Annotated in this window: 18 protein-coding genes; 10 read left to right on the forward strand and 8 right to left on the reverse strand. The window is 60.0% G+C overall.

Annotated features, from left to right (window positions below; all coding sequences use genetic code 11):
* Window positions 1-69 precede the first annotated feature (69 nt).
* Window positions 70-537 carry a hypothetical protein gene (locus QOM10_RS02860; RefSeq protein WP_150750064.1) on the reverse strand — a complete coding sequence of 156 codons (468 nt, stop codon included), beginning with the start codon at window positions 535-537 and terminating at the stop codon, window positions 70-72.
* Between the two features lie 385 nt (window positions 538-922).
* Between QOM10_RS02860 and QOM10_RS02865 the strand changes: the two genes are divergently transcribed.
* The gene (locus QOM10_RS02865) at window positions 923-2,998 is read left to right on the forward strand and encodes an AsmA family protein (protein WP_316917537.1); all 2,076 of its coding nucleotides are present in this window, start codon (window positions 923-925) and stop codon (window positions 2,996-2,998) included.
* 100 nt (window positions 2,999-3,098) lie between these two features.
* On the opposite strand, the gene QOM10_RS02870 is transcribed toward QOM10_RS02865, so the two are convergent.
* The gene (locus tag QOM10_RS02870) at window positions 3,099-3,632 is read right to left on the reverse strand and encodes a bacterioferritin (RefSeq protein ID WP_316917538.1); all 534 of its coding nucleotides are present in this window, start codon (window positions 3,630-3,632) and stop codon (window positions 3,099-3,101) included.
* 98 nt (window positions 3,633-3,730) lie between these two features.
* Entirely contained in the window at window positions 3,731-4,678 is a 948-nt protein-coding gene (locus tag QOM10_RS02875) for a LysR substrate-binding domain-containing protein (RefSeq protein ID WP_316917539.1), read from the reverse strand.
* A 108-nt stretch (window positions 4,679-4,786) separates the two neighbouring features.
* Here QOM10_RS02875 and QOM10_RS02880 point away from each other — a divergent pair, with 108 nt between their 5' ends.
* The 3 genes from QOM10_RS02880 to QOM10_RS02890 all read left to right on the forward strand — a co-directional run bounded on the left by QOM10_RS02880 (window position 4,787) and on the right by QOM10_RS02890 (window position 6,701).
* Window positions 4,787-5,425 (forward strand): FMN-dependent NADH-azoreductase, encoded by a 639-nt coding sequence (locus tag QOM10_RS02880; RefSeq protein WP_316917540.1) that lies wholly within the window; start codon window positions 4,787-4,789, stop codon window positions 5,423-5,425.
* Window positions 5,426-5,731 (forward strand): DMT family transporter, encoded by a 306-nt coding sequence (locus QOM10_RS02885; RefSeq protein ID WP_150775868.1) that lies wholly within the window; start codon window positions 5,426-5,428, stop codon window positions 5,729-5,731.
* A gap of 91 nt (window positions 5,732-5,822) precedes the next feature.
* Window positions 5,823-6,701, forward strand: a complete 879-nt coding sequence (locus tag QOM10_RS02890) for an esterase/lipase family protein (RefSeq protein WP_150750062.1) — start codon at window positions 5,823-5,825, stop codon at window positions 6,699-6,701.
* A gap of 114 nt (window positions 6,702-6,815) precedes the next feature.
* On the opposite strand, the gene QOM10_RS02895 is transcribed toward QOM10_RS02890, so the two are convergent.
* Window positions 6,816-7,703, reverse strand: coding sequence for a DMT family transporter (locus QOM10_RS02895; RefSeq protein WP_127925646.1), 888 nt, complete (start codon window positions 7,701-7,703; stop codon window positions 6,816-6,818).
* A gap of 96 nt (window positions 7,704-7,799) precedes the next feature.
* Between QOM10_RS02895 and QOM10_RS02900 the strand changes: the two genes are divergently transcribed.
* From QOM10_RS02900 to QOM10_RS02910, 3 genes are all read left to right on the forward strand, one after another.
* On the forward strand, window positions 7,800-8,594 hold the full coding sequence (locus QOM10_RS02900) for a helix-turn-helix transcriptional regulator (RefSeq protein WP_316917541.1): 795 nt from the start codon (window positions 7,800-7,802) through the stop codon (window positions 8,592-8,594).
* 63 nt (window positions 8,595-8,657) lie between these two features.
* Window positions 8,658-8,963 carry a PsiF family protein gene (locus tag QOM10_RS02905; protein WP_077570711.1) on the forward strand — a complete coding sequence of 102 codons (306 nt, stop codon included), beginning with the start codon at window positions 8,658-8,660 and terminating at the stop codon, window positions 8,961-8,963.
* A 436-nt stretch (window positions 8,964-9,399) separates the two neighbouring features.
* Window positions 9,400-10,413 (forward strand): AI-2E family transporter, encoded by a 1,014-nt coding sequence (locus tag QOM10_RS02910; protein ID WP_064388695.1) that lies wholly within the window; start codon window positions 9,400-9,402, stop codon window positions 10,411-10,413.
* Between the two features lie 135 nt (window positions 10,414-10,548).
* Here the strand turns inward: QOM10_RS02910 and QOM10_RS02915 are convergent, their stop codons facing one another.
* On the reverse strand, window positions 10,549-11,823 hold the full coding sequence (locus QOM10_RS02915; protein WP_150750059.1) for an Hsp70 family protein: 1,275 nt from the start codon (window positions 11,821-11,823) through the stop codon (window positions 10,549-10,551).
* A gap of 291 nt (window positions 11,824-12,114) precedes the next feature.
* Between QOM10_RS02915 and QOM10_RS02920 the strand changes: the two genes are divergently transcribed.
* The 3 genes from QOM10_RS02920 to QOM10_RS02930 all read left to right on the forward strand — a co-directional run bounded on the left by QOM10_RS02920 (window position 12,115) and on the right by QOM10_RS02930 (window position 15,004).
* Window positions 12,115-13,065: a DnaJ C-terminal domain-containing protein gene (locus QOM10_RS02920; protein WP_116031808.1), complete on the forward strand. Its 951-nt coding sequence runs from the start codon at window positions 12,115-12,117 to the stop codon at window positions 13,063-13,065.
* Between the two features lie 23 nt (window positions 13,066-13,088).
* Window positions 13,089-13,394: a chaperone modulator CbpM gene (locus QOM10_RS02925; RefSeq protein ID WP_102899419.1), complete on the forward strand. Its 306-nt coding sequence runs from the start codon at window positions 13,089-13,091 to the stop codon at window positions 13,392-13,394.
* A 203-nt stretch (window positions 13,395-13,597) separates the two neighbouring features.
* Window positions 13,598-15,004: a hypothetical protein gene (locus QOM10_RS02930; RefSeq protein ID WP_316917542.1), complete on the forward strand. Its 1,407-nt coding sequence runs from the start codon at window positions 13,598-13,600 to the stop codon at window positions 15,002-15,004.
* 60 nt (window positions 15,005-15,064) lie between these two features.
* On the opposite strand, the gene ureC is transcribed toward QOM10_RS02930, so the two are convergent.
* The 3 genes from ureC to QOM10_RS02945 all read right to left on the reverse strand — a co-directional run bounded on the left by ureC (window position 15,065) and on the right by QOM10_RS02945 (window position 17,743).
* A complete protein-coding gene (gene ureC / locus QOM10_RS02935; protein WP_127925650.1) occupies window positions 15,065-16,765 on the reverse strand; it encodes an urease subunit alpha in 1,701 nt (566 codons plus the stop codon).
* A gap of 139 nt (window positions 16,766-16,904) precedes the next feature.
* A complete protein-coding gene (locus QOM10_RS02940; RefSeq protein ID WP_127925651.1) occupies window positions 16,905-17,210 on the reverse strand; it encodes an urease subunit beta in 306 nt (101 codons plus the stop codon).
* The gene (locus QOM10_RS02945) at window positions 17,210-17,743 is read right to left on the reverse strand and encodes a GNAT family N-acetyltransferase (protein ID WP_127925652.1); all 534 of its coding nucleotides are present in this window, start codon (window positions 17,741-17,743) and stop codon (window positions 17,210-17,212) included. Before QOM10_RS02945 ends, QOM10_RS02940 begins: the two co-directional genes overlap by 1 nt.
* Between the last annotated feature and the right edge of the window lie 5 nt (window positions 17,744-17,748).

Raw genomic sequence — 17,748 nt, forward strand, 5'->3', positions numbered from 1 at the left:
GTTTTACCGGGTCAGAAAAGTCAAAAGCCCAATCCGTTGATTGGGCTTTTTTTCCAGGCCGCCATGGGCTTAGCTCAATTTGCTGTTGCGTTCGATCACACGGTCACCACCACCTTCGGCGAGGGTTTGACCTTGTGGAGTGCGGTCGCCGCCATCAGAAGCCAGGGTTTGGCCTTGTGGAGTGCGGTCGCTACCATCGGACGCCAAGGTTTGACCCTGTGGAGTGCGGTCGCCACCGTCAGAAGCCAAGGTCTGGCCTTGTGGAGTGCGGTCGCTACCGTCGGACGCCAGGGTCTGACCTTGTGGAGTCTTGTCGTAGCCGTCCTGAACCAGACCTTTCTCTTCCAGGCGATCACGGCCACCTTCAGCCAGAGTCTGACCTTGTGGGGTACGGTCCGAACCATCAGCTGCTACGGTTTGGCTGAATACCGAGTGGCTGGATTTCACTTGCGGAGTAGCCTGATCGGCAGCGGGCAGGGCGAAAGCAGTGCTGGCTAGCATCGACAGGGTAAGGCTGAGCAGTAATTGGCGTTTCATGATGGGTTGCTCCTTGGGAGGGCGATAAAGTGGGTACGAGGGCAATGCTACTCTCGATAAGTCGATATAAAAGTTCATAAACGCAATGGTAATAATCAACAGAATTGATTGTTCTGCCGGGAGGCTCTAGATCGCGGCTTTGCGGGCGACGGTTTTGCACCGGAGTGGGTATTTCCGACTCACTCGCGCCTCGCAAAAGTGCGGGTCGCGGTAACACTGTTCGACTGATCGGTCAGATTTCGCGCGACTTTTTGCGCGGTAATCGGCCTTTCGATTAAACCTGCGGCTGGTTTGCCAGTCGTAGATTTCATGAGGGCCGCTTTGGCCCGCCGTTTCAGCCGTGCGCCGCAGTCTTTGCGTGCGGTCGTGATCAGGAGCTTTGTGCATGACGCGCACTGGAAAAATCTTCAGCTGGACCTTCGCCATCCTCGTGCTGCTACTGGCCGTGCTGGTATTGATCATCGTGTTCTTCGACTGGAACCGGATCAAACCGCCGCTCAACGCCAAAGTCTCGGAAGAACTGCACCGACCGTTTGCCATCAATGGCAACCTCGCGGTGATCTGGCAGCGCGAGCCGGACGAGGGCGGCTGGCGTGCGTGGGTGCCGTGGCCGCACGTGGTCGCTGAAGATCTGAGCCTGGGCAACCCGGACTGGTCGAAGAAACCGCAGATGGTCACGCTCAAGCGCGTTGAGCTGCGTATTTCGCCATTGGCACTGTTGGCGCAACGGGTGGTGATTCCGCGCATCGACCTGACCGAACCGAATGCCGAGTTGCAGCGTCTGGCCGATGGCCGCGCCAACTGGACATTCAAGTTCGACCCGAAAGATCCGAATGCCGAGCCGTCGAACTGGGTGGTTGATATTGGCGCCATCGGGTTCGACAAGGGCCACGTCACTCTCGACGACCAGACGCTCAAAACCAATCTTGATGTGCTGATCGATCCGCTGGGCAAGCCGATTCCCTACAGCGACATCGTCGGTGCCAAAGCGGCGAAAACCGCGCAGGACAAGGGCGGCTCACCGCAGGATTATGCGTTTGCTCTGAAGGTCAAAGGCCAATACCACGGCCAGAACCTCACAGGCCAAGGCAAGATCGGCGGTCTGCTCGCCTTGCAGGACGCGAGCAAGCCATTCCCGCTGCAGGCTCAGGCGAAGATTGGCGACACCCGCATCGAACTGGCCGGCACGCTGACCGATCCACTGAACCTAGGCGCCCTTGATCTGCGCCTGAAACTGGCCGGTGCCAGCCTCGGCAATCTTTATCCGCTGACTGGGGTGACCCTGCCGGACACACCGCCGTACGCCACCGACGGCCATTTGATTGCCAAGCTGCACGACGAGGCCGGGGCGAAATTCACCTATGAGCAGTTCAACGGCAAGATCGGCAGCAGTGATATCCATGGCGACCTGACCTACGTCGCCAGCCAGCCACGGCCAAAACTCAGCGGCGCGTTGCTCTCCAATCAACTGCTGTTCGCCGATCTCGCACCACTGATCGGCGCCGACTCCAATGACAAACAAAAGGCTCGCGGCGGCGATAGCAAACAGCCGGCCGATAAAGTGCTGCCGGTGGAAGAGTTCAAGACCGATCGCTGGCGCGCGATGGACGCCGACGTCGAGTTCACCGGCAAGCGCATCGTCCACAGCGAGAAACTGCCGTTCAACGACCTCTATACCCACCTGAAACTCAACGATGGCGAACTGAGCCTGGAGCCGCTGCGCTTCGGTGTGGCGGGCGGCAATCTTGATGCACAGATTCGCCTCAACGGTCGCACCGAGCCGCTGGAAGGCCGGGCCAAACTGACCGCGCGCCGCTTCAAACTCAAAGAGTTGTTCCCGACCTTTGAACCGATGAAGACCAGTTTCGGTGAGCTCAACGGTGATGCCGATATCAGTGGTCGCGGCAACTCGGTGGCCAAGCTGCTGGGTGGGGCCAATGGCAAATTGAAGATGCTGATCAACGATGGCGCGATCAGCCGTGAGCTGATGGAACTGGCCGGGCTCAACGTCGGCAACTATGTGGTCGGCAAGATCTTTGGCGACAAGGAAGTGAAGATCAACTGCGCAGCGGCGGACTTCGACATCAAGAGCGGTCTGGCCACCACGCAGTTGTTTGTCTTCGATACCGAGAACGCGATCATTTACATCGACGGCACGGCGAACATGGCCACCGAGCAACTGGATCTGACCGTGACGCCGGAATCCAAGGGCTGGCGGTTGATTTCCCTGCGCTCGCCGCTGTACGTGCGTGGCAAGTTCATCAAGCCGGATGCGGGTGTGAAGGCTGTGCCGCTGATGTTGCGCGGGGCGGGGATGGTGGCGCTGGGCGTGATCGCAGCGCCAGCGGCGGGGCTGTTGGCGCTGGTAGCGCCGAGTGGTGGCGAGCCGAATCAGTGTGCGCCGTTGCTGGAGCAGATGAAGGCGGGCAAGGCGCCGGTTACCGTCAAACCCACTAAATAGTCGGTGCCCGTAAGGGCCCCTTCGCGAGCAGGCTCGCTCCCACATTTGAAATGCATTCCAATGTGGGAGCGAGCCTGCTCGCGAAGGCGGTTTTGAAGGGTTACAGGTCTTTCAGGATGTCAGCCATGTCATCGGCATGCTCTTCTTCCTGCGCCAGAATATCTTCGAAGATCCGTCGGGTTGTCGGGTCTTTCTCGCCGATGTACTGGATGATTTCGCGATAGCTGTCGATGGCGATGCGCTCGGCCACCAGGTCCTCGTAAACCATTTCTTTCAGGGTTTCCCCGGCCACGTATTGCGCGTGGGACATTTTCGACAGCATGTCGGGGTTGAACTCCGGCTCGCCGCCCAATTGCACGATGCGCTCGGCCAGGCGATCGGCGTGCTGGGATTCCTGAGTGGCGTGTTCGAGAAACTCTTCGGCGGCCACGCTGGCATTCACACCGGTGGCCATGAAGTAGTGGCGCTTGTAGCGCAACACGCAGACCAGTTCAGTGGCCAGCGATTCATTGAGCAAGCGCAGCACCTCTTCACGGTCGGCGCTGTAGCCCTCGGTGACGGCGCCGTTTTCGACGTGTTGGCGCGCACGGTCGCGCAGTGTTTGGACATCTGACAGATGCAGGTCGTCGCTCATTTCGATCTCCTGGAGGCTAATCCGATGGGCGCCACGTTCTGCGGACGCGGTCGCTTCCTAAGCTGTGAGTCATGAGCGTTGCAAAAAGTTTTATCGGTTTACGCAACCCCTGCAGGCGCTGCCGAAGGCTGCGATCTCGGCGCCAGCCCGGACAAAACTGCCTCCCCCCGCAACCAGGCAAAAAACGCCCGCACCGGTGGATGCCGTTCGCGCCCCGGCACACACAACGCGCTGTACCCGGCGCCATCGACTTGAACCTGACCCATGAACGGCACCAGCAAGCCACTGGCAACGCTCTCCGAGACCAGAATATTGCTCGCCAGCACCAGCCCTTGACCGGCGATCGCCGCTTGCAGGGCGTAATGCTCTTCATCGTATTCGCGGATGGCCGGCTGCGGGTTCAACCAGTTTTCGCCGGCCTTCGCGCACCACGCTTCCCAGCCATGGGCGTAAAGCTTGGAGTTGTGCCAGCGCACGCTGATCAACGTCGGTGTGCGCCGCGCGGCCAGCGCCACTTGCTCGGGCGAGCCGTAAACACCGAATGATTCATCGAACAGGCACAGGCCATAAAGGTTCGGGTAGTCGTCGAGGCTGTAGCGCAACACCAGATCGACGCTGGCGTCCTGATGCAGATCGATGACTTCACAGTGAGTATCGAGGCGCACGTTGATGTTCGGATGCTGGGCATAAAAGCGCCCGAGGCGCGGCACCAGCCACAGTGCTGCGAAGGCGGCGGTGGTCGATAGCGTCAGCGTGCTGGCGTTGCGCTGCGGGCGCAGGGTGTCGACGCTTTGCGCCACTTCCAGCAGCGCGCCATGCAAGCTGCGAAACAGGCGCTCGCCGCCCTCGGTCAGACGAACCTGGCGCGGCAGACGCTCGAACAACGCGACGCCGAGCCAGTCTTCCAGCGAGCGAATCTGGTGCGAAATCGCCGTGGGCGTGACCGACAGTTCTTCGGCAGCAGCCTTGAAACTGAGCAGTCGTGATGCCGATTCAAAAGCGCGCAGGGCGGTGAGTGGCAGCGAGGCGAACATGAAAAGCTCCATGGATGAAATGAATTCATCCCGACTGATTTTTACTCATTTGAGGCAACGGTGTGCTGCCTGCAATCTGCAGCGACACAGCCATCAAAGTCTAGCCCCAAGGAGTTTCAGATGAGCAAAATTCTTGCGATCCATGCCAGCCCCCGTGGTGACCGTTCCCACTCGCGGCGCCTGTCGGAACATTTTCTCAGTGCCTGGCAGGTGCGTCATCCGCAGGCGCAGGTGACTCGCCGCGAGGTCGGGCGGGCACTGATTCCGGCGGTCAACGAAGCCTTTGTTGCCGCCGCGTTTTATCCACAGCCTGAAGCGCGTCCATTGTCGATGCAGGCCGATCTGGCCCTGAGCGATCAACTGGTCGGCGAGTTGTTCGATCACGACCTGCTGCTGATTTCCACGCCGATGTATAACTTCAGCGTGCCCAGCGGCCTCAAGGCCTGGGTCGATCAGATCGTGCGCCTGGGCCTGACCTTTGATCACACGCTGGACAATGGTGTCGCCCAATACACGCCGCTGTTGCAGGGCAAGAAGGCGCTGATCGTCACCAGTCGCGGCGGCTTTGGTTTCGGCGCGGGTGGCGAGCTGGAAGCCTTGAACCACGCCGACCCATGGCTGCGCACGGCGCTGGGTTTCATCGGCATCAACGACGTCACCGTGGTCGCGGCCGAGGGCGAAGAATCTGCCGAACGCACCTTCGCGGTGTCGGTGGCCGAGGCCGAGCAGCGCTTGCTCGACCTCGCCCGGGTGTTCTAGGTGGCCTGGCTGTTCTTGCTGATCGCCGCCGGGTTTGAAGTGACCTTCGCCATGGGCATGAAGTACGCCGAAGGGTTTACTCGGCTCTGGCCCTCGCTGATCACCGTGGTCGCGGCGGTCGGCGGGATTTATTTCCTGACCCTGGCAATGCGCGAGTTGCCGGTGAGCATTGCCTACCCGATCTGGACGGCAATTGGCTCACTGGGCACGGTGTTCCTCGGTTTTGCCCTGCTCGGCGAGAGCCTGACGCTGGTCAAACTGGTTTCGGTCGGGCTGATTGTGGCGGGGGTGGCAGGCCTGAAGTAGGCTGGTCGTTGAGTTGTCATCATCACGGAGGATGCTTGGCGGGCGTTTTGCACGTCTTGCATCCACTCACCGACCACAAGGATGTTTGCCCATGTCGACGCGTTATCCACTGGTGCTGGTGCCGGGCATGCTCGGGTTTATCCGGCTGGTTCTCTATCCATACTGGTACGGCATCATCAAGGCACTGCGCCGTGGTGGTGCGACGGTGATTGCCGTGCAGGTATCGCCGCTCAACTCGACTGAGGTGCGCGGCGAACAGTTGCTCGCGCGCATCGATGAGATATTGCGCGAGACCGGGGCGCAAAAGGTCAACCTGTTCGGCCACAGTCAGGGCTCACTGACGGCGCGCTATGCGGCGGCGAAACGGCCGGATCTGGTGGCGTCCGTCACGTCGGTGGCCGGGCCCAATCATGGCTCCGAGCTGGCCGATTATCTGGAAAAAAATTATCCGGCCGACAGCGCCAAGGGGCGGCTGCTTGAGGCGTTGCTACGGTTGGTCGGGTGGTTGATGGCTGTTTTGGAGACCGGTTATCGCGGGCCGAAATTGCCGGTGGATATCCACGCCTCGCACCAATCGCTGACCACTGAGGGCGTGGCGCTGTTCAATCAGCGTTATCCACAGGGCTTGCCTGAGTCGTGGGGCGGGCACGGGCCGGAGGAGGTTAATGGCGTGCGCTACTACTCGTGGTCGGGGACGTTGCAGCCGGGCAAGACTGATCGTGGCGGCAATCTGTTTGATGGGACCAATCGCAGCTGTCGCCTGTTTGCGAAAACCTTCGTGCGTGAGCCGGGGCAGTGCGATGGGATGGTCGGGCGGTATAGCTCGCATCTTGGGACGGTGATTGGCGATGACTATCCGCTGGACCACTTCGATATCGTCAATCAGTCGCTGGGGCTGGTCGGCAAGGGTGCGGATCCGGTGCGGCTGTTTGTCGAGCATGCGGCGCGGCTTGAGGCTGCCGGGGTTTAGCCCTGAGACCGCGTCATCGTTCTTCGCGAGCAGGCTCGCTCCCACATTCGAATGCATTCCAACAGAAGGAATGCGGACACCTGTGGGAGCGAGCCTGCTCGCGAAGAGGGCCTATCAGGCAACGCTTAATTTGCGGCCCAACACGGTGGTCCAGCGCTCGGAAAGAATCACCCCGCCCAACGTCAACAGCCCACCCACCAGGTGATACATCGCCAACTGTTCCTTCAACACCACCGCTGCAATCAGCGCGGTAATCAACGGCAGCAGGTTAAAGAACAACGTCGTGCGGCTCGGCCCCAGACGCTGCACAGCCTGCATCCACGCCAGCGGCGCGAGCATTGACGCCAACAGACACGCATACAACACCAGCGGAATGTTCTGCAGGGTCAAACCGGTCTTCGGCGAAGCGGCATACAGTGGAAACAGCACGACAATCGCCACCAGCACTTGCAAATACAGCAACACCAGCGGCGGCAGGCGCAGCTGCCATTTTTTCAGCAGCGTGCTGTAGATAGCATAGGCCAGGGTCGCGATCAGCATCATCGCATCACCCATGTTCACGCCGTGTTGCAGCAGTGCGCCGAGGCTGCCCGACGACACCACCACCAGCACGCCAGCAAATGACAATACTGCACCGACCAGTGCTCCCGCCGTCAGGCGCTGCCCAAGGCTGATGATCGCCATGGCCAGCGACATCAATGGCATCAGCGACAGGATGATGCCCATGTTGGTCGCGGTAGTCAGAGTCGCAGCGAAATAGGCGAGGCTTTGATACACCGCCATGCCAAGTACGCCGAGGACGAAAATCTTGCCCAGGTTCGGACGGATCTGCGGCCAGTGCGCGATCACCGCTTTGAGCATGAACGGGGTGAACAGCAAGCCGGCCAGCAGCCAGCGGTAGAAACCGATCTCGGCGGGAAAAATCGCCCCGACGGCCAGTTTGTTGATCACGGTATTGCCGGCCCAGATAAAAATCGCCAGCAGCGGAAACGCGTATTGCATGAGTTGAAACCAGTACGTTGATGAAAGGCAATTATCCGTTGTCTGGATGCAGGCCTATACTTCGAACCGGACAACCTGCCTCTGAAACCGGACAGCATGAACAGTAAACACATCGATCTGCTGGATTTCAGCGAACTGCCGTCGGCGGTGTACTTCCGCTACGCCGATTTCAACGCCCATGAATACGCCGCGCCGCACCGCCATCCGTGGGGCACGCTGGAGTATGCCGCACACGGCGTGTTGCAAATGGACGTCGATGGCAGTCGCTTCATGTCGCCGCCGCAATACGCGGTGTGGGTGCCGCCGCAGATCGAGCACAGTTTCTACAGCCATCAACCGGTCAACTATCGCGCGGTGTGCCTCGACCCGAAGGTCTGCGCCGAACTGCCGACACGCGCCTGTACTCTGGCGATCAGCGATATTCTCAAGGCGATTCTCAAAGACTTCGCCGCCCGTGACGTGAAGATTCCCGAACTCGATGCCGACCAGCGTCTGGCGCAAGTGTTGGTCGATCAACTGCAACAGGCGCCAGTGCACGAATGTTATCTGCCGTACGCGAGCAGTCCGGGGTTGCTGGCGATCCTCGAAACCTTGCAGGCCGAGCCGGGCAACAATCAGCCGTTGGCGCATTGGGCGCTGCAGGTGCACGTCAGCGAACGTACGCTGGCCCGGCAATTCGTTCGGGAGCTGGGGATGAGTTTTGGCGAGTGGCGTCAGCGCTTGCGCTATCTCGCCGCGATCGAGGCGCTGGAAACATCGCGCAGCGTGCAGGAAATCGCCTTCGATCTCGGTTACAGCAGCGGCTCCGCATTCATCGCCATGTTCGCGCGGCAGGCGGGGTGTACGCCGGAGCAGTATCGCCGTAGCCATCTCGAAGGCAGGAAGGTGTAACAAGATTTGGCTACACTCCAGCAGAGGCCGCCCCCATCGGTGCGGCGACAAGGAGAAAACTCCATGAAGATGTTGCGTGTGCCGTTGTTGATGATTGGTTTGCTCCTGTGTTCCCAGGGTTTCGCCGCCACGGCGCAACAGAACAAAATGACCACTTGCAATGCCGATGCGACCGCCAAGAGTCTGAAAGGCGATGAGCGCAAAACCTTCATGAGCACCTGCCTCAAGGCAGCGCCAGCGGCCAACGATGCCAAGGCCCTGACCCCGCAGCAGCAGAAAATGAAGACCTGCAACGCCGATGCCGCCACCAAAGCCCTGACCGGCGATGCGCGCAAGACCTTCATGAGTGATTGCCTGAAGAAAAAATAACTGGATTCGGTGGGGTACCTGGTCGACGCGTCCGCTTGAGATTTGCCCTCACCCTAACCCTCTCCCAGAGGGAGAGGGAACTGACCGTGGTGTTTCAAGACATTCGTCGACCTGAAAAAACCGGGCGATTATGGATTCCATGGCGCTGTCTCAGGTCACTGGATATCCAGAGCATCCCCCAATCGGTTCCCTCTCCCTGAGGGAGAGGGGACTGACCGCGGTGTTTCAAGACATTCGTTGACCTGAAAAAACGGTCGATCATGGATTCCATGGCGCTGTCTCAGGTCACTGGATATCCAGAGCATCCCCCAATCGGTTCCCTCTCCCTTTGGGAGAGGGCTAGGGTGAGGGGGGCTGTAGCTCCGCATATTTCTAGTGCTTACCCCGGAACGCTGGCAGACTGCCAATCCTTTTACGCCGTTCGTTTTGAGGCTGTATGCCAACGTTTTCTGAGCGTCATGTAGTGTTCTGGGTCAGTTGCATCATCATTTTCGGCGGTTTGCTGCTGGTGCTGCCGCTGCGCTTGCTGCCCAGTCTGTTGGCCGGTTTGTTGGTCTATGAGCTGGTCAACATGCTCACTCCGCAACTGCAACGGCTGATCGAAGGCCGACGCGCGCGGTGGCTGGCGGTGGCTTTGCTCGGCACCCTGGTGGTGAGTGTGCTGGCGCTGATCTTCGCCGGCGCGATCAGTTTTCTCCTGCACGAAGCAGAAAATCCCGGCGCGTCACTCGACAAATTCATGGGCGTGGTTGATCGCGCACGTGGGCAATTGCCACCGTTCATCGACGCCTACCTGCCGGCCAGTGCTGCGGAGTTTCGCGTGGCGATCGGCGAGTGGATGAGCAAGCATCTGTCTGACCTGCAACTGGTCGGCAAGGATGCGGCGCACATGTTCGTGACGCTGCTGATCGGCATGGTGCTCGGCGCGATCATCGCCTTGCAGCGCATCCCCGACGTGACCAAACGCAAACCGCTGGCCGCCGCGCTGTTCGACCGTTTGCACCTGCTGGTGCAGGCGTTTCGCAACATCGTCTTCGCGCAGATCAAGATTTCCCTGCTCAACACCTTCTTCACCGGGATCTTCCTCGCGGTAATCCTGCCGATGTTCGGCATCAAGCTGCCGCTGACCAAAACCCTGATCGTGCTGACCTTCCTGCTCGGCCTGTTGCCGGTGATCGGCAATCTGATGTCGAACACGCTGATCACCATCGTCGGCCTGTCGCTGTCGATCTGGGTGGCGATTGCCGCGCTGGGTTATCTGATCTTTATCCACAAGCTCGAGTACTTCCTCAACGCGCGGATTGTCGGCGGGCAGATCAGTGCCAAGTCGTGGGAGTTGCTGCTGGCGATGCTGGTGTTCGAGGCCGCGTTCGGTCTGCCGGGAGTGGTGGCGGGGCCGATTTATTACGCGTACCTGAAGAGTGAGTTGAAGCTGGGCGGGATGGTTTGATTCAGAATTTGTAGTGTTTGAGCTGGCCTCTTCGCGAGCAGGCTCGCTCCCACATTTTGAGCGCATTCCTTCAGTTGAAATGCAATCCAGTGTGGGAGCGAGCCTGCTCGCGAAAGGCGCGACGCCGATTTCAGGTCAGTTCATGGCGCCATAGCGTTTCATGGCTTCAATCGCCAATCCGCTACCAATGCTGCCAAAGATATTCCCTTCAACATGCCGCGCCTTCGGCAGCATCGCCGAGACGCTGTTGCGCAGCGCCGGAATCCCGCTCGAACCGCCGGTGAAGAACACGGTATCCACCTGTTCAACCGCCACACCGGCATCGTTCAACAGTTGTGTGACGCTGCCGCGCACCCGCTCCAGCAACGCATCAATCGCCGATTCAAACAGCGCACGGGTCAGTTCCACGCTTAAACCGGCTTCGATGCGGTCCAGCGGCACATGACGGCTGTCGGTATGGGTCAGCTGGATCTTGGTTTCTTCGACTTCCATCGCCAGCCAGTGCCCGGCGCGCTGTTCGATCAGCTTGAACAGGCGATCGATGCCACCGGTGTCTTCGATGTCGTAGCGCATGCTGCCCAGCGCCAGGCTGGATTTTTGCGAGTACACCGAGTTGATCGTGTGCCAGGTCGCCAGGTTCATGTGGTGGCTGGTCGGCATATAGGCGCCGCTCTTCATGCGGCTGCCGTAGCCGAACAGCGGCATCAGGCCTTGCAGGCTCAGCTGTTTGTCGAAGTCGGTTCCGCCGATGTGCACGCCGCCGGTGGCGAGGATGTCGTCGTGACGGTTATCCAGACCCCGACGTTCGGGCGACAGGCGCACCAGCGAGAAGTCGGAGGTACCACCGCCGATGTCGACGATCAGCACCAGTTCTTCTTTCTCGATGGTCGACTCGTAGTCGAAGGCTGCCGCAATCGGTTCGTACTGGAAAGAGACTTCCTTGAAACCGATCTTCTTGGCTACGTCGACCAAGGTGTCTTCGGCTTCCTGGTCAGCCAGCGGATCGTCGTCGACGAAGAACACTGGACGACCGAGCACAACCTGCTCGAATTCCCGACCGGCGGCGGTCTCGGCGCGGCTTTTCAGTTGACCGATGAACAGGCCGAGCAAGTCCTTGAACGGCATTGCCGTGCCGAGCACGCTGGTGTCGTGCTTGATCAGCTTGGAACCGAGCAGGCTTTTCAGCGAGCGCATCAGGCGGCCTTCGTAGCCTTCCAGATACTCGTGCAACGCCAGACGACCGTACACCGGGCGGCGCTCCTCGATGTTGAAGAAGACCACCGACGGCAGGGTGATCTTGTCGTCTTCCAGCGCGATCATCGTTTCCATGCCGGGGCGCAGCCAGCCGACGGTGGAGTTGGACGTGCCGAAGTCGATGCCGCAGGCACGGGCTGGAGAGGCGTCTTTCATGTCTTTCGGTTCCGGTCAAAAAAACGGCCGCGCAGTGTATGTCAGTGCGCGTCAGATTCGAAGGCCGGTCATCTGCTATTTCGCGACTAAACTGCTTGAAACTCGCAGCTTCGCCCCAAACTTGCTGGCATGGGCCGGCAGAACCACCGGCGGTCGCAAGAACCGCCGTCCACTGCCGATAAACTTCTGCTGCGCCACCCGGTCACAACCTTGAGATCGGTCAACCCGGCACGCGCGAATCGGCGCATGCTGGCATCGGCGCGAAATCGATAACGGATGGTGATTCCTTCAATGGACTTCAAAGACTATTACAAGATACTCGGCGTGGAGCCGACAGCAGACGACAAGGCAATCAAGGCTGCCTATCGCAAGCTGGCGCGCAAATACCACCCCGATGTCAGCAAGGAAAAGGACGCCGAGGCGAAATTCAAAGACGCCTCGGAAGCCTATGAAGCGCTGAAAAGCGCCGACAAACGCGCCGAATACGACGAGCTGCGCCGCTATGGCCAGCACGGTCAGCCGTTCCAGGGGCCACCGGGCTGGCAGAGCCGAGGCGGCTTTGGCGGTGGCGGTGGCGACACCGGCGACTTCTCGGACTTCTTCAGTTCGATCTTCGGCAATCGCGGCCCCGGTTTCGGTGGCGGCGAAGGTCGGCAACAACGCAGTGCAGGGCGCCGAGGGCAAGACGTGGAAATGGAACTGCCGATCTTCCTCGAGGAGACGCTGGCGAACGAGTCGAAGAAAGTCACCTTCCAGGTGCCGCAATACAACGCCAACGGCCAGCACGTCAGCAATACCAGCAAGAGCCTTAACGTGAAGATCCCGGCGGGCGTGACCGACGGCGAGCGCATCCGCCTCAAAGGCCAGGGCGCACCGGGCGTCGGTGGCGGGGCGAATGGCGATCTGTACCTGACCATTCGTTTTGCGCCGCACCCGAAATTCGATGTCGAAGGCGAAAACCTGATCATCACCCTGCCACTGGCTCCGTGGGAGCTGGCGCTGGGTGCCGAAGTGGCGGTGCCGACCCTGACCGGCAAAATCAACCTCAAGGTGCCCGCTGGCAGCCAGAACGGCCAGCGCATGCGCGCCAAAGGTCATGGCCTGAAAAACAAGGCCGGTGAGCGCGGTTATCTGTTTGTGCAACTCAAAGCGGTGATGCCGAAAGCGGCCGACGACGAGGTCAAGGCGCTGTGGCAGGAACTGGCGAAGAAAGCCGCCTTCAATCCGCGAGAGAACTTCTGAATTCGACGACGGAGTAGCCCATCATGAGCAGCCCCCTGATCGTTCAACTGGACCTGGCAGAATTCTGTGAGGCGGCCGATTTGTCGGACGTCTACGTGATCGAAATCGTCGAACACGGCATCCTCGAACCTCAGGGCGCGCAGCCCCGGGAATGGCGCTTCACCGATTACGAATTGGCCTTGGCCAAACGGGCGGTGAAGTTGCGTCGTGATCTGGAGCTGGAGTGGGAAGGCGTCGCCCTGGCGCTGGATCTGTTGGAAGAGGTGCGTGAATTGCGCGCTGAAAACCGCATGTTGCGCCAGCGCCTTGGGCGTTTGGTGGTCGAGTAGTTTTGCGCTGGGTTTGCATGGCCGGATCGACCTTGTTCGCGAAGCGTAGCCGCTTGCGCAAGGTTATTGTTTGCAGGTGTTTCTCCGGTTTTAACCGGCGAATCTCTCTGATAGTTTCGAGTAAGGATCGGCAATGGACGCCGGTCACCGCAGCGCCAGCCATGCCGGCGGGCGCTGCGTAACGCTTACAAGGAAACGTAAAAATGCCAGTCAAACCCAAACCGCCAACGCCGGCAACGGGCCGGGTCGATGTTCCCGCGAGTCCGCGTACATCCGCTGATGCGGACTCTTCAGGAACCGGGACACCGCATGTCGCCCCAGACCCCTTTCTTCGCAAAACGCCCGGTACTACGCCTGAAACGGCTGATGGCACGCCTGAGTCCTCGGTGGCTGCGGCGACGTCGAGAGTGCATGTGCACGAGTCGACGTCCGTTTCCGCCGGGGTCAGTACTTCCGATGCCCCTGGGCTGCAGCAATACCTGATCCCCGCGTCGAGCGCGTTACCCGGCGCCGATGCCGAGGGTTTTCGCACTTTCAAGGGCCGGCAGTACGCCGATATTCAGGGTGGCGGCACGGTGTTGCTTGCCGTCGATCCGCAAACCGGTCTGCACAGGGCCCGTCTGGCGAGCGAACTGCAGCCGTCAGGGCCGGCGCTTGCATTTGATCTCGCGAGCAATCACTGGTTTGAATTGCAGGACTTCTCCGTTTCCACGCCGCAGGCTGTCATGCCGCGCAAGAGTCGTCGCTCTCCGCACAAAAGTGACGATGAGTTCGAGTTGGCCCTGGAAGAGTTGCCGCGCAATGACGCCGGTGCGTCGGAGCAGTTTTATCTGGCCTCCGAATCCATGCCGATCAAACCGTACACGACTCAAGAGCTGATGATGATGCGCAGTGAAACACGCTATTCGTTTCTCGGTAATCAACTGGGCACTTACAACCGCGCAAATAACGGCAAGTACCCGCTGCGGGACATTGCCGGCAGGCCGATCCGCATCCGTAAACTGGAGACCAAAGTGCGTCTTGTAGAAGGCGATTTGTTTACCTCCGAACAGATCAAGCCCTATATCAAGTTTGAAGGTCATGAAGACGTCGCGATGCTTTATGAGCAGAAGCTGCAATGGCGATTGTTCACCGCGGCCGATGTAAAAGTGCCCGGTGAAAAAGCCTTGATCGGGCAGTCCATGGTGGTGGCGAACAGACGCATCGCCAAGGGTGAGGCGATTGGTGTCTATGGCGGAGTCATTACCCCGGCACGCTTCGTAGGGCCCCATGAACAGACGTTCAGCATGCTGGCCGGAATGCGTTTGCAGTATGGGCCGGGACAATTTCTGCCCGACCCGTTGGCCATACTGGGCGACAACATCATTTCCAGAATCAACTCCAACTTTGAGTACGACGCTACAGGCAAGCCCGTTCGCCAGGCGCCGGATGGCTATAACGTTGTAGCGGTGCCATTCAATATCGAGGCGCAGCAGTGGGTCGGCAAGCAATTGGTGACCAAGGACTTTATCCTCAACGCCGTGTTCGCCTCGCACGACATACCGGCAGGCACTGAGCTACGCCTGGATTACAACTACAACGAGCAACAGATGTCGTGGGCATTTCCCTGATTGATCAGGCAACGCCGCTGAATACGGATTTCAACGTCCGTATTCAGACGGCGACGCTTGTCAGAACAGGAAATAGCGCTGCGCCATCGGTAGTGTTTCCGCTGGCTCACACCACAACAGCACGCCATCAGCCTTGACCTGATACGTCTGCGGATCGACATCGATGTCCGGCAAGTAGTCGTTGTGAATCAGATCGGTTTTCTGCACATCACGACAGCCTTTGACCACGCCGATTTTCTTCTTCAACCCCAATGCCTCAGGCAGCCCGGCTTCCTGTGCCGCCTGACTGATAAAGGTCAGGCTGGTGGCATGCAGAGAGCCACCGTAACTGGCGAACATCGGGCGGTAGTGCACTGGTTGTGGCGTCGGAATCGAGGCGTTGGCATCGCCCATCAGGCTGGCGGCAATCGCGCCGCCCTTGAGAATCAGCGTCGGTTTCACGCCGAAAAATGCCGGGCGCCAAAGCACCAGATCCGCCCACTTGCCGACCTCGATCGAACCGACTTCATGGCTGATGCCATGGGTGATCGCCGGGTTGATCGTGTACTTGGCGATGTAGCGTTTGGCGCGGAAGTTGTCATTGCCTTCGCCATCCTGAGGCAGCGGGCCACGCTGTTTTTTCATCTTGTCGGCGGTTTGCCAGGTGCGCGTGATGACTTCGCCGACGCGGCCCATGGCCTGGCTGTCGGAGCTGATCATCGAGAACGCGCCGAGGTCATGGAGGATGTCTTCGGCGGCAATCGTTTCGCGGCGGATGCGGCTTTCGGCAAACGCGACGTCTTCGGCAATGCTCGGGTCGAGGTGGTGGCAGACCATCAGCATGTCGAGGTGTTCATCGATGGTGTTACGGGTAAACGGCCGGGTCGGGTTGGTCGAACTCGGCAGCACGTTGGGGAAACCGCAGGCCTTGATGATGTCCGGCGCATGGCCGCCACCGGCACCTTCGGTGTGATAGGTGTGGATAGTGCGGCCCTTGAACGCGCCGAGGGTGGTTTCGACGAAACCGGATTCATTGAGGGTGTCGGTGTGGATCGCCACTTGCACGTCGAACTGATCGGCGACGCTCAGGCAGTTGTCGATGCTCGCCGGCGTAGTGCCCCAGTCTTCGTGCAGTTTCAGGCCGATCGCGCCGGCCTTGACCTGTTCGATCAACGGCTCCGGCAGGCTGGCGTTGCCCTTGCCGGTGAGGCCGATGTTCATCGGGAAGGCGTCGGCAGCCTGAAGCATGCGCGCCAGATGCCACGGTCCGGAGGTGCAGGTGGTGGCGTTGGTCCCGGTGGCCGGACCGGTGCCGCCGCCGATCATGGTGGTGACGCCGCTCATCAGCGCTTCTTCGATTTGCTGTGGGCAAATGAAATGGATGTGCGTGTCGATGCCGCCAGCGGTGAGGATCATGCCTTCACCGGCGATCACTTCGGTGCCGGCACCGATGGCGATGGTCACGTTCGGCTGCACATCCGGGTTGCCGGCCTTGCCGATCGCGGCGATGCGCCCGTCCTTGAGGCCGACGTCGGCTTTGACGATGCCCCAGTGGTCAATGATCAGCGCGTTGGTGATCAGGGTGTCGACCACTTCGGCAGCCAGTAACTGACTTTGGCCCTGACCATCGCGGATGACTTTGCCGCCACCGAACTTCACTTCTTCGCCGTAGGTGGTGAAGTCTTTTTCGACCTCGATCCACAGCTCGGTGTCGGCCAGGCGCACCTTGTCGCCGACGGTGGGGCCGAACATGTCGGCGTAGGCTTGACGGGAGATTTTCATTCGTTCGCCTTGGGATTCAATTGGTTTTGAGATCGCTCGCATTACTCGCTTTCGCGAGCAGGCTCGCTCCCACATTTGATCGCGTTCTCATGTGGGAGCGAGCCTGCTCGCGAATGGGCCAGTGCGGACACCGCGTTAGTTACAGGTCGCCCATGATTCGTCCTGCAAACCCGAACACCCGTCGATGCCCGGCGTAATCGACCAGCTCCACCTCACGACTCTGCCCCGGCTCAAAACGCACCGCCGTGCCCGCCGGAATATTCAGACGCATGCCCCGGCTGGCCGCGCGATCGAAGGTCAGCGCGTCGTTGGTTTCAAAAAAGTGATAGTGCGAGCCGACCTGAATCGGCCGGTCGCCGCTGTTGGCGACTTTCAGGCTGAGGGTGCGGCGGCCGACGTTGAGTTCGATATCGCCGGGCTGGATCTGGTACTCGCCAGGAATCATCACTGGGCTCCTTGCAGAATCTTGTAATAGAGGGCGGTCGCGCGATAGGTGCCGTTCGGGTCGCAGGCGTAATCAGGAATTTCGCCGGCGCGGCTGTAGCCCAACGACTTGTAGAAATCTTCAGCCGGCGAACCCGCCTCGGTGTCGAGGTAGAGCATGCCGCGCTTGTGATGGCGCGCTTCCCGCTCCAGCGCGCTCATCAATTGCTGTCCGAGCCCGCGCCGACGGGCGTGTTCACGCACCAGCAGTTTCTGCACTTCGGCGCGATTGAGGCCGTTGGCTTTCTGGCACAACCCCAGTTGCACACTGGCCAGCACTTGCTCGTCCTGGACCACCACCCAGAGCAGCACGCTGCCTTTGTTCACATTGTCCTGAACGTCATCGAAGTAAGCGTGTGCCTGCGCGGCATCGAGATCGGCCATGAAGCCGACGCTGGCGCCGTAACCCACGGCATCAAGCAGCAGATCGATCAGACCCTGACGGTAGTGGGCAAAACTTTCCGCGTTGACGCGGCGCAGCTGGGCGGCATTCATCGGTG

It is taken from the genome of Pseudomonas sp. P108 (assembly GCF_032613195.1).
Classification (GTDB): domain Bacteria; phylum Pseudomonadota; class Gammaproteobacteria; order Pseudomonadales; family Pseudomonadaceae; genus Aquipseudomonas.

What these genes read in the sequence shown, in the direction of transcription:
- QOM10_RS02895 (WP_127925646.1), bottom strand. Translation starts at nt 7,703, where the DNA reads ATGCAATACGCGTTTCCGCTGCTGGCGATTTTTATCTGGGCCGGCAAT.
- QOM10_RS02905 (WP_077570711.1), top strand. Translation starts at nt 8,658, where the DNA reads ATGAAGATGTTGCGTGTGCCGTTGTTGATGATTGGTTTGCTCCTGTGT.
- QOM10_RS02925 (WP_102899419.1), top strand. Translation starts at nt 13,089, where the DNA reads ATGAGCAGCCCCCTGATCGTTCAACTGGACCTGGCAGAATTCTGTGAG.
- QOM10_RS02865 (WP_316917537.1), top strand. Translation starts at nt 923, where the DNA reads ATGACGCGCACTGGAAAAATCTTCAGCTGGACCTTCGCCATCCTCGTG.
- QOM10_RS02860 (WP_150750064.1), bottom strand. Translation starts at nt 537, where the DNA reads ATGAAACGCCAATTACTGCTCAGCCTTACCCTGTCGATGCTAGCCAGC.
- QOM10_RS02945 (WP_127925652.1), bottom strand. Translation starts at nt 17,743, where the DNA reads ATGAATGCCGCCCAGCTGCGCCGCGTCAACGCGGAAAGTTTTGCCCAC.
- QOM10_RS02915 (WP_150750059.1), bottom strand. Translation starts at nt 11,823, where the DNA reads ATGAAAGACGCCTCTCCAGCCCGTGCCTGCGGCATCGACTTCGGCACG.
- QOM10_RS02880 (WP_316917540.1), top strand. Translation starts at nt 4,787, where the DNA reads ATGAGCAAAATTCTTGCGATCCATGCCAGCCCCCGTGGTGACCGTTCC.
- QOM10_RS02890 (WP_150750062.1), top strand. Translation starts at nt 5,823, where the DNA reads ATGTCGACGCGTTATCCACTGGTGCTGGTGCCGGGCATGCTCGGGTTT.
- QOM10_RS02930 (WP_316917542.1), top strand. Translation starts at nt 13,598, where the DNA reads ATGCCAGTCAAACCCAAACCGCCAACGCCGGCAACGGGCCGGGTCGAT.
- QOM10_RS02940 (WP_127925651.1), bottom strand. Translation starts at nt 17,210, where the DNA reads ATGATTCCTGGCGAGTACCAGATCCAGCCCGGCGATATCGAACTCAAC.
- ureC (WP_127925650.1), bottom strand. Translation starts at nt 16,765, where the DNA reads ATGAAAATCTCCCGTCAAGCCTACGCCGACATGTTCGGCCCCACCGTC.
- QOM10_RS02920 (WP_116031808.1), top strand. Translation starts at nt 12,115, where the DNA reads ATGGACTTCAAAGACTATTACAAGATACTCGGCGTGGAGCCGACAGCA.
- QOM10_RS02870 (WP_316917538.1), bottom strand. Translation starts at nt 3,632, where the DNA reads ATGAGCGACGACCTGCATCTGTCAGATGTCCAAACACTGCGCGACCGT.
- QOM10_RS02910 (WP_064388695.1), top strand. Translation starts at nt 9,400, where the DNA reads ATGCCAACGTTTTCTGAGCGTCATGTAGTGTTCTGGGTCAGTTGCATC.
- QOM10_RS02900 (WP_316917541.1), top strand. Translation starts at nt 7,800, where the DNA reads ATGAACAGTAAACACATCGATCTGCTGGATTTCAGCGAACTGCCGTCG.
- QOM10_RS02875 (WP_316917539.1), bottom strand. Translation starts at nt 4,678, where the DNA reads ATGGAGCTTTTCATGTTCGCCTCGCTGCCACTCACCGCCCTGCGCGCT.